Origin of the sequence: Mesorhizobium sp. M7A.F.Ca.US.014.04.1.1, from assembly GCF_003998745.1 — a bacterium.
In the GTDB taxonomy this organism is placed as follows: Bacteria; Pseudomonadota; Alphaproteobacteria; order Rhizobiales; family Rhizobiaceae; genus Mesorhizobium; species Mesorhizobium ciceri.
In genome coordinates this window covers 1-980 of record NZ_RZRW01001144.1, presented here as the reverse complement: position 1 = coordinate 980, position 980 = coordinate 1, and the positions used below count along the sequence as shown (strand labels likewise).

The following is a 980-nucleotide window of genomic DNA, read 5'->3' as shown; positions in this document are numbered from 1 at the left end:
GCGGGCGGTCAACCGGATCAACGTGGTGTCGCGCGGCCAGGTGCTGGTCAAGGATGGCGACAAGACCGTCGATGTCGTCACCTGCGACGAGGCGACCTTGCGGCGCCTGCGCCAGAAACAGGTGGCGATGGTGTTCCAGCAGTTCGGCCTTTTGCCCTGGCGCACGGTGGAGGAGAATGTCGGTCTCGGCCTCGAACTGGCCGGCGTCCCAGAAGCCGAGCGCAAGGAGCGCGTCCAACGCCAGCTCAAGCTGGTCAATCTCGACCAGTGGTCGAAGAAATATGCGCATGAGCTTTCGGGCGGCATGCAGCAGCGCGTCGGCCTGGCGCGGGCCTTCGCCACCGAGGCGCCGATCCTGTTGATGGATGAGCCGTTCTCGGCGCTCGACCCGCTCATCCGCACCAAGCTGCAGGACGAATTGCTGCAGCTGCAGGCTGAATTGAAGAAGACCATCATCTTCGTCAGCCACGACCTCGAGGAGGCGCTGAAGATCGGCTCCCACATCACCATCATGGAGGGTGGGCGCATCGTGCAAACCGGCGCGCCCGAAGACATCGTGCTGCGGCCCGCCAACGACTATGTCCGAGACTTCATCGCCAATGTGAACCCGCTGTCGGTGCTGACCGCCTGGAACGTGATGCGCGACCGTCGTGATCTGGAGCACGGCAAGGACGGCTGGGTCTGGCTCGACCGCCGCAAGACGACGCGCTTCAAGATCGACGATCACGGGCTGGTGGCGGCGGCCGAACGCGACGGCAAGCCGGCGGTCTGGGTGTCGTGCGCCGACGTCGAAGGCCAATCCGAGGAAGCCGCGCAAGTGTTCTGGGCCAATCCCGGCACCTCGCTGAAAACCGTCATGCTGGCCATGCACCGTTCGCAGACCGCTCCGGTAGCGCTGTTTGACGACCAGTCGCGCTTCGTCGGCGCCATCGGCATTCGCGACGTGCTGAGCGCGGTGTTGCGGCGGCAGTTTCTCCGGA

Annotated in this window: 1 protein-coding gene; it reads left to right on the top strand. The window is 65.0% G+C overall.

Annotated features, from left to right (window positions below):
- Positions 1-980 (top strand): choline ABC transporter ATP-binding protein (gene choV / locus EOA22_RS35155; RefSeq protein ID WP_127390691.1); only part of this gene is annotated, 980 nt, incomplete at both ends.